Source organism: Paraburkholderia humisilvae (assembly GCF_902859855.1).
Taxonomy (GTDB): domain Bacteria; phylum Pseudomonadota; class Gammaproteobacteria; order Burkholderiales; family Burkholderiaceae; genus Paraburkholderia; species Paraburkholderia humisilvae.
On record NZ_CADIKH010000137.1, the window covers coordinates 1 to 8021 of the forward strand.

The window sequence follows — 8021 nt, forward strand, 5'->3', positions numbered from 1 at the left end:
TCCGTCGGTTTCGCTTCGTCATCTTCTGGTTCCTTGTTGCCGGCCATTATGGCCGACTCACGCCCCAGCTTTTCCACTCAACGAACTGTCCGAATTCTCGAAGCCACCTCTGGCCTTCCAGCGGAACGTCACGCCACGCTGAGCGAAGGCGACCCGGCGCTGGTTGGAGATGGCAACGCGCTGCGTGTAGCGCGAGAGGTACTCGAGCATCGCCTTCGGTCCGGCGAACGGGCGCTTGGCGTGGGCCACCCATTCGCAGGTACGTAGCGACGCAAGCCACCGGGCAAAGGTGGCGGGATCAGCGAGCGCGGTGTCGCCGAAGAATTGCAACTGGCCATGCCGGTGGGCCGCTTCGAGTGCCTGGAGGAAGCGTGAGAGCACGCGCGCGGGCAGGAAGGAGCCGGGGCGGCACGCAATCCCTGGTGAGCTCGCGCAGCAGGTCGGTGCCACCTGGACATAGAGCGCGGTGTTCTCCATCCTATTGCCCGCAGGCAATAGGATGGAGAGTACAGTTCGATACTTGGGTATCGAGGTTGACGACGCGCTGGAGATGGCGGAGCAAACCGACGTGTGAAGCGGGAACGCCGGACGGCGCGTGGACGCTAGATGATTTCAATCCATTGCTCTTACTTGGTTTACACGGAAGACTTAGCGACCAATGCCGTCTACGCGGCGATCGCATTGCGAATAAATCACAATGTCAAAACACGTTCTTTTAGCTGCGGCTACGCGTAATGATTACGTTGAGCGCAGTCACTGGGGGTCGCTTGCAGTTACGGACGCCCACGGCTCGCTGATTGCATGGTGTGGCGATCCCCATACCTATGTGTTCTCACGTTCGACCATCAGCCTTTTCAGGCGATTCCATTCGTGCGGGATCATGGGCCATCACATTTCGGATTTTCTGATTCAGAAGTGGCGCTTTTGTGCGGAAGCCATTCGGGCGAAGAGTCCCACGTGGCAGCGGTCAGCTCGATGCTTTCGAAGATTGACTTATCGGAACAGGATCTACGCTGCGGAGTTCATTTGCCAATTCAGTATGGCGAAGATAACTTGCCCCTCACTGGAAGTCGCTTTGACCAACGACACAATAACTGTTCAGGGAAGCACACTGGATTCCTGCGCATTGCTGTATGCACGGTCACGATCACGCTGACTACGTCGCAGACTGTCATCCGTTACAGCAAGACATCGTTCGGGAGATCGAACGGCTATCCGGGCTGCGCGCGGCAGGGCTTTGGTTTGGCACGGACGGATGCAGCGTACCTAACATCGGCATGCCGTTGTCTCGCCTTGCGATGATGTGGGCCCGTCTCGCTTCTGGTGCATCGGGGGGAGCGCAAAGGAAGATGCCATATTGTCCGAAATTTTCGCGGCGATGGCAGCACACCCCGAGATGGTTTCAGGGAGCGGCCGCTGTGACCTGGCGATCGCGCGAGCAACATCCGGGGATTGTGTCGGAAAGGTGGTCGTAGACGGCACGTACGTAATTGGAGTTAAGAGTCTTGGCCTAGGGGGCGCCATCAAGATTGCTGATGGTAACCTGTCAGCGCTGTACGCCAGTGCAGTCGCAGTCTTGAGGGAAATCGGCCTCGTCGACGATGGAAGCGTCTCGGCTCTCACCCGCGGGAACAATCCAACGCTCCGCAATCTCGGCGGTATGGAGGTTGGTCAGCTTAAAACGATGTTGCACCTGAGTCGAACTTCATGATGAAGGCGCATTCGGGTTTGGCCACGACTGTCTGTCCGCTTCGAGGACGGAGAAGACTTTCTTCCGGGTCGCTACGGGTATCCAAGCCGATCGTCGCGCTCGGAGAATGAGACGCAGGGCGTTAAGGGTTATTATTCGATGCCTGCCATTGGCCACAGGAACGTGACGGTGGTTCTGCACGCGTTGGAAGGCGTCGAATAAGCCTCGATGGAGGAAACTGCGGAGTGCCCCGATGCGGTTAGAGCTTGGCGGCTATGGAGATTGATCGGTCAGGATGCTCCGCGGTGCCGGATGCGGCGGGGCCAGGCGGGATGCTTGATGCGCGCTGACGCAGTGATGAAGCGGTGCCGTGGCGCAATTGTGGTGGCGAAGCGGACGTGCAAGGGACTGCGCGAAGCGACACGCACAAAGGTCCGCTCGTGGCGCGTTGCCACAGAGCCGACGTTCGACAGGCAGATCGAGCAACTGTTGCGATCATGTCTGAGTCCAGCGGATCGGCGGTATGCGGATCGGGGCGCTGCGCGCGAGGATGTCGATGACGATCATCGGTGCTCCGCAGTGTCGGCAGATGAAGACGGGCCGCGTTCGGAGGACGGTGTCATCTGGTGGCGGGTTGACCTCGGGTGGGGGAGGTGTCAGGAATTTTGTGTGCTAAGTCGGTTATAAATCTCAGCTGATGGCAGCGGTGAATCTCTCCCGAACAGGATGGCGAACTGATTGACTGCCTGCCGCCAGGTGATAGGTGGCATCTTCCAATCCTTTTCGATATTGCGCAAGGTCAAGTACAGCAGTTTGCTGGCGGCTGCGTCGCTGGGAAAGTGGCCGCGGTTCTTCACGATCTTGCGAAGCTGCATGTGCATGCTCTCGATCGCGTTGGTAACCGGCATGATATAGCCGGTGCCTCACGGTCCCGCGCCAAGCAGTTCCGGCGTATGGTGTGACCATCCGGGACAAGGGGCACCGGGGAGCACTTCGGGTGGGCAGGCCGCTCTTATACGATGAGCCGCGAGCTCGTGTTAGTAGTTGGCCGCCCCTGCGACCCGCCCGGTTGCGCTGCGAGCGCGAATCCGTAGTTGTCGTGCTGTCCCACCGGCTCCCGACATTCATCTGAATGGGAGAACGGTTATGCGAATCGTAGGGCTGGATGTTTCGCGCTCCGTGGCTGAGATCGCGTATCTCGAGGACGGCGTGCTGCATGCCGGCGGTCATGCCGAGCTAAGACGCGACGAAGTCGAGCGCTTTGCCGCAGGGTTGCGCAGTACCGATCATGTAGTTCTCGAAGCAACGGGCAATACCGCTGCGATTGTCAACGTGCTGCGCCCCCACGTCGCACGTGTCGCGATTGCGAATCCCCTGCTGGTGCGGCTCATCGCCGAGGCACGCGTCAAGACTGACAAGATTGATGCGGCAGTGCTGGCACAGCTGTATGCGAGCCGTTTTCTGCTGGAAGTGTGGATGCCCGACGAGAATACCCTGGCGTTACGCCGGCAGGTCTCGCGCCGGTCACAACTCGTGCGCCAACGCACAAGGCTGAAGAACGAAGTCCATGCTGTGCTGGCCGCGCACCTGATCGAGCGGTGTTCCGCTGCTGATCTGTTCGGCAGGAAGGGACGCGTGTGGCTCGGTGCCCAACCGCTGCCTATGGACGAGCGCCTGGGAGTCGAGCAACGGCTGCGAGAACTGGACCGTCCTGGTGACGATCTGCGCGAGGTGGACCAGGCACTGGCGCAAGCGAGCATTGGCGACGGGCGGCTGTGCAGACTGCTGACCATTACCGGTGTGAATACCGCTGTGGCAATCGGCCTGCTGTCGGCGATCGGCGCTGTCGAGCGGTTTCCCAATCCGGAGAAGCTGGTGAGCTACTTCGGGCTGAACCCGTCGGTCTATCAGTCGGGTCCAACGCCCACCAGGCATGGCCACATCACCAGGCGGGGACGTTCGTACGCACGGGCATTGCTCGTCGAGGCAGCCAGGGGTGCAGCGCAGGCGCCCGGCCCTCTACGCGCTTTCTTCCTGCGCGTGCGCGATCGCCGCGGCCAGCAGATCGCCATTGTCGCGACGGCACGCAAACTGGCGGTCATCATGTGGTACGTGCTCACGCGCAATGAGCCGTTCGCATGGGACCGTCCTGCCCTGACTGCACACAAGCTGCGCGCCCTGGAGTTGCAGTCCGGCATGCCGGCGCAACACGGCTCGCGCAAGGGTTCGGCTGCGGCTTACAGCCTGAAGAGCGTACGCGACCAGGAACGGGCCGTTGCCGAACAGGCCGAGCGCACCTATCAACGGCTGTTCTCACGATGGAAGCAGGCGCGTCCCAAGGGACACGAGGCACCGCTGTCGTGGCCGGGAACGCCGACTTCATAGAAATATTGAGCAGGGGCTTGTCAATTTCATCGGTCGTGTAGATGATCCGTCGCAGTTCCGGTGGATAGGCGAAGAATGGGATGACCTGCTCCTGTGATGAATCAGTTCCGCCGCCAGCATGCGCTCAGCCAGTTGTTTCTTCAGTTACCCGGCCAGGCCCGATTCGCCGGGAACCGACTCGGCATCTTTGTTCTGAATCTGCGCCAGCAGTTGATCGATCAGTTCATCGGGGAACAGCTTCGGCGCCTTCGTGTTCTTGCTCTTCCTGGTCACAGTTGCTTCGGTCATAGCACGTAATTTCCGTTGTCGTCTCATGACCTCGACACACTAAAATTCGGACAGGCTCGAATGTCAACAGCCGTAAATTCCCCGCCCGCCTCGCAGGTCGTGACGTGCGCTGTCACGATGGCCACCACTGCCCGACGAACTCCACGAACGCCTGCTGGGCGAGTGCGAGCGGCTGGCGCTGGTCGAGAAGCAGGCGGCCGCGTTGGAAAAGGCCTACCCCCTCCATCTTCCCGAACGTGCGCGCCAGCGTATTGATCACCTCACACACCTGCGCGGGATCGGTCCGGTTAGCGGCTCGAGACTCGCGCTGGAGCTCTTTTGGAGACGCTTCGCCAACCGCCGCCAGGTGGGTGCTTGTACCGGCCTGGTCCCGCAGCCCCTACGACAGCGGCCAGACCCAGATCGATCAGGGCGTCAGCAAACAAGGTAACCGCCGCGTGCGCGCGTTACTGATTGAAACGGCATGGACATGGATACGGTATCAGCCCGGCACCCTGCTCGCCCGCTGGTTCAACGAGCGCGCCAAGGGCACAGGCCCCAACCGACGCGCCCGACGTATTGCGATCGTCGCGGTGGCACGCCGCCTGGTCATCGCCCTATGGCGCTACCTCGAGCAAGGTGTGACTCCCAAAGGTGCTGAACTTAAAATGCGATAAGGATACCTATTAAATAAGGCAGCGCAGCAAGCAAAGGATCAATGAAACAGGTACTTGCCGGTCTGAACGGAATATGCCCGAGCAGTTGCCGGGTTGCTCGACAGCAACCGAATGATATAGGGGCATACTCCTGGTGAACCTTTCCAGCGTAACGCGCATAGGATGCGGCCGACTCCCCCCGCTGGGCGGATAGAAGGCGGTGAGACGTTGAATGTCTCACGTGCGCAACTCGCTTAAGACACGTGCGAGATAGTTTCGTCCCCAATGCGCCTGGATGACGAGGGCCACGTCCAACATGACAGAAAATGTACTGATTCAATGAAGAGTCCGGAAGCCAAAAAGCCTTGAATATCTTCTCCTCATAGAAGGCAACTGTTGGTCGCACAACAGGTCACAGTTTCGATCGCCAAATCTTCAACGGTCGAAGTGTGACAAGACAAAAACGAGCTTTGCTGCCCTTTACTGCTTGAGGCTCGACACACCACGGGCAGCAGCACGTGTCGCACCATGCGGAACTTGCCTGGCCCCACACCGCACGGCTGCTGGCAGTGTCGATCCCTTCCGGCCGCCCGTGGGAATCGCCAATAAGGCGGGTACGTCGTCCCCGAAGCTTCGAGCCCGACTGTTACCAGTCGCGCACGTTCGGGTAGTCAACTGCTGGTCACACAGCAGGTCACAGCTTCACCTTCCGATGTTCAGGGGGTGAACGTGACAAGGCAGAGAAGAGCTTTGCCATCCACTACGTTGCGGATTTACGTCCGGCGGACGGCGACACGCATCGCACTTGTTAAAGCTTCCTATTGCGACACCCATTAGTCGTGCGGCTGTCCGCGAACGGCGCGGGAAACTGCGGCGCCGTTCGCCGCTCAACACGTCGGCAATGCCGGGCGCCTGTGCGTGAGCGCGCAGCTTGACCGTTAACGCGCCGCTTGCCGATGCGTCATGCAGGCAGACAAGCGCGCCAAAGTCAGTCGTAAGTTGCGCGAGCGCACCGTGCCACGGCATCCCCCTTTTTGCGCGAGACGGGGGCGCCAAGCTCCAGTCAAAAGCATCAATCACTAAGCGCATTGACTGTAGCCAGGCCTCTCAGTTAATGCATGCGCTAACTAGGGATAACACTAAATTGGATCCCCTGACCCAGTACGCCAACGATGACTGTACTGTCGTCGCTACCGGTATTGCCGGAATTGAGGAAGCAGCCGGTGCTATTGTTGACGCTGACGGTCTGGCCTCCAGAACCGTCAGTGGCGGGACCGGCGTAACCAAAAAGAGCAGCATTAGAGCTTGCGAGAGAGAGTGGCGATCCTGCAGTAACAGGGTTACTGCAGGAAATAAATAAGCCGTTGGACGGATCCTTGTCGAGCAGAACCTTCAACGTTGCTCCCGTGATTTTTGATGAATTGATATCGTCAACCGACAGATTGGTTGTCCAACTAAAGGATGCACCTTTAGGGGTTTTTTTGCTAAATGACAGCTTGTTCTTGAAGGTGGAGTTCGGATCGTAAATAAGGAGTGTCTTCGATTCAATATGTTCAACCATAACAACGGTAGTCATGGAATTCTCCATTAGGTTAATGCCGTGGTGGGGGAGCGACGCGTCGTCATGATCGTAGGTGTTGCTTCCGAGATTCACAAGAGGGGTGATTTTGTAAATGTCAGGTTTCGACAGTTTCAGAATTGATGGATTAACGTCTCGGTCTTCCAGACGAAGTGGATCTGGGGGGGCATGTGCCCCGTTGCTGTTTTTACTTGAGGAGAGTTGACATGTGGTTTTCCGGTCTGTTTGTACGGCTCTTGCAAACAGGCTCGGCGAATCGGTTAAGGTATCCGTCAAACAGGGGCAAGGCCACTTGTCGTGGACGAGGCCAGTGGCGATGTAGAACTTCTGAGCCATCACTCGATCATGGAGTGCGGCAACGTGATATCGCCGCAGCTCGTTTCCGGCCGGTTACAGGGCGGAATTGCCGTGGGCATCGGTCATGCGCTGGACGAGTACCTGCCGCTTTACGAAGATGGCCCCGGAATGAAACCTGGAACTTCAACCGCTATAAGGTTCCGCTCGCGAGCGACGTCGCGGTCTGGAAGCAGACCGGCGAGGTTCTGCCTGCGCTCTCTGAATCCGATCCGCCCAGGGGCGTTGCCGAAGTGGTGATGAACGCTGTGGTTGGAGCGATCGCGCATGCAACGGCACATCGCTTCAGGCACCTGTCGGTTACCCCAAAGAAAATCCAGGAGGCGCTCGCATGACGGCCGCCCAACAGTTGTCCGCTCAACCCGCCAGCGGCGCAGCATCTGCCACCGCTGCCAACCATTGGCAGTCGAGCACATCGGACTTGCGACCCGAGACATTTTTCACGTGGCGGGCATTGACCAGAAATACATCCAGACCTCGCGACTCCAGCAACTCGAACAGCGTAATCCGGTACACACCGGTCGACTTCATAGCCACCGTGTCAATGCCGCACGAAACCAGCCAATCCGCCAAATGCTCCAGGCTTCGGTGAAGCTCTTGAATTCCCGAACTGGCTCATCGTCGCGGTCTGGCGGTACGGAAACAAAGTGACTCGCTGAGCCAACATCAATTCCCGATGCATTGGGGCTGGCAATTTCCATCCTGTTTACCCGGCTGCGCTGTGCCATTGACTACTCCATTATAAGTGGAAGAGTGTCGCGCCGCCGACGGTACGTCGTCATTGCTCAACCTCTCAAGCGGGAAATCCGTTTGCACGAATTCACCAATGTCGCCGACGTGACCTTAGACCACGCTAAGAATCGGGCGTTGATAGCCCCAAAGGGGAGTCGGTCTTCGGCGGTACGACGCCCCAGCTTACCAAAGCGGTGATCCGACCTGGTTTCTTCAGGGCGCCCACCGCGGCTGCGGTTACTGCGCTAAGGTAGGGTCGAGAACTGGCGCGCGCACGGTAGGCTCCGGTGGTCTCTCCACCGCTTTCGCGGTTGGACCTCAGTCCGGCTGCCATGGTCACGTTTCCAGCTCCCGCCAC

2 protein-coding genes and 8 pseudogenes are annotated in these 8021 nt (G+C 58.9%); 5 read left to right on the top strand and 5 right to left on the bottom strand.

Annotated elements, in window-relative coordinates:
- Nucleotides 1–78 precede the first annotated feature (78 nt).
- A pseudogene (locus tag HV796_RS39115) lies at nucleotides 79–450 on the bottom strand (transposase); the annotation flags it as partial.
- Nucleotides 451–499: 49 nt separating this feature from the next.
- On the opposite strand from HV796_RS39115, the pseudogene HV796_RS44835 reads away from it, so the two are divergent.
- Nucleotides 500–574: pseudogene (locus HV796_RS44835) on the top strand (integrase); the annotation flags it as partial.
- Between the two features lie 123 nt (nucleotides 575–697).
- Nucleotides 698–1711, top strand: a pseudogene (locus tag HV796_RS39125) (asparaginase).
- A gap of 669 nt (nucleotides 1712–2380) precedes the next feature.
- Here HV796_RS39125 and HV796_RS39130 read toward each other — a convergent pair.
- A pseudogene (locus tag HV796_RS39130) lies at nucleotides 2381–2601 on the bottom strand (transposase); the annotation flags it as partial.
- 235 nt (nucleotides 2602–2836) lie between these two features.
- Here HV796_RS39130 and HV796_RS39135 point away from each other — a divergent pair.
- Nucleotides 2837–4075, top strand: coding sequence for an IS110 family RNA-guided transposase (locus HV796_RS39135; RefSeq protein WP_175233141.1), 1239 nt, complete (start codon nucleotides 2837–2839; stop codon nucleotides 4073–4075).
- 33 nt (nucleotides 4076–4108) lie between these two features.
- Here the strand turns inward: HV796_RS39135 and HV796_RS46180 are convergent.
- Nucleotides 4109–4363 (bottom strand): annotated as a pseudogene (locus HV796_RS46180) (IS256 family transposase); the annotation flags it as partial.
- Nucleotides 4364–4425: 62 nt separating this feature from the next.
- Between HV796_RS46180 and HV796_RS39145 the strand changes: the two are divergent.
- Nucleotides 4426–5019: pseudogene (locus HV796_RS39145) on the top strand (transposase); the annotation flags it as partial.
- A gap of 1102 nt (nucleotides 5020–6121) precedes the next feature.
- Here the strand turns inward: HV796_RS39145 and HV796_RS39150 are convergent.
- Nucleotides 6122–6913 carry a hypothetical protein gene (locus HV796_RS39150; RefSeq protein WP_175233140.1) on the bottom strand — a complete coding sequence of 264 codons (792 nt, stop codon included), beginning with the start codon at nucleotides 6911–6913 and terminating at the stop codon, nucleotides 6122–6124.
- Here HV796_RS39150 and HV796_RS39155 point away from each other — a divergent pair.
- Nucleotides 6869–7266, top strand: a pseudogene (locus HV796_RS39155) (molybdopterin cofactor-binding domain-containing protein); the annotation flags it as partial. The gene HV796_RS39150 and the pseudogene HV796_RS39155 sit on opposite strands and share 45 nt — an antisense overlap.
- Nucleotides 7267–7324: 58 nt before the next feature.
- Here the strand turns inward: HV796_RS39155 and HV796_RS39160 are convergent.
- Nucleotides 7325–7659: pseudogene (locus HV796_RS39160) on the bottom strand (IS110 family transposase); the annotation flags it as partial.
- Nucleotides 7660–8021: the final 362 nt, after the last annotated feature.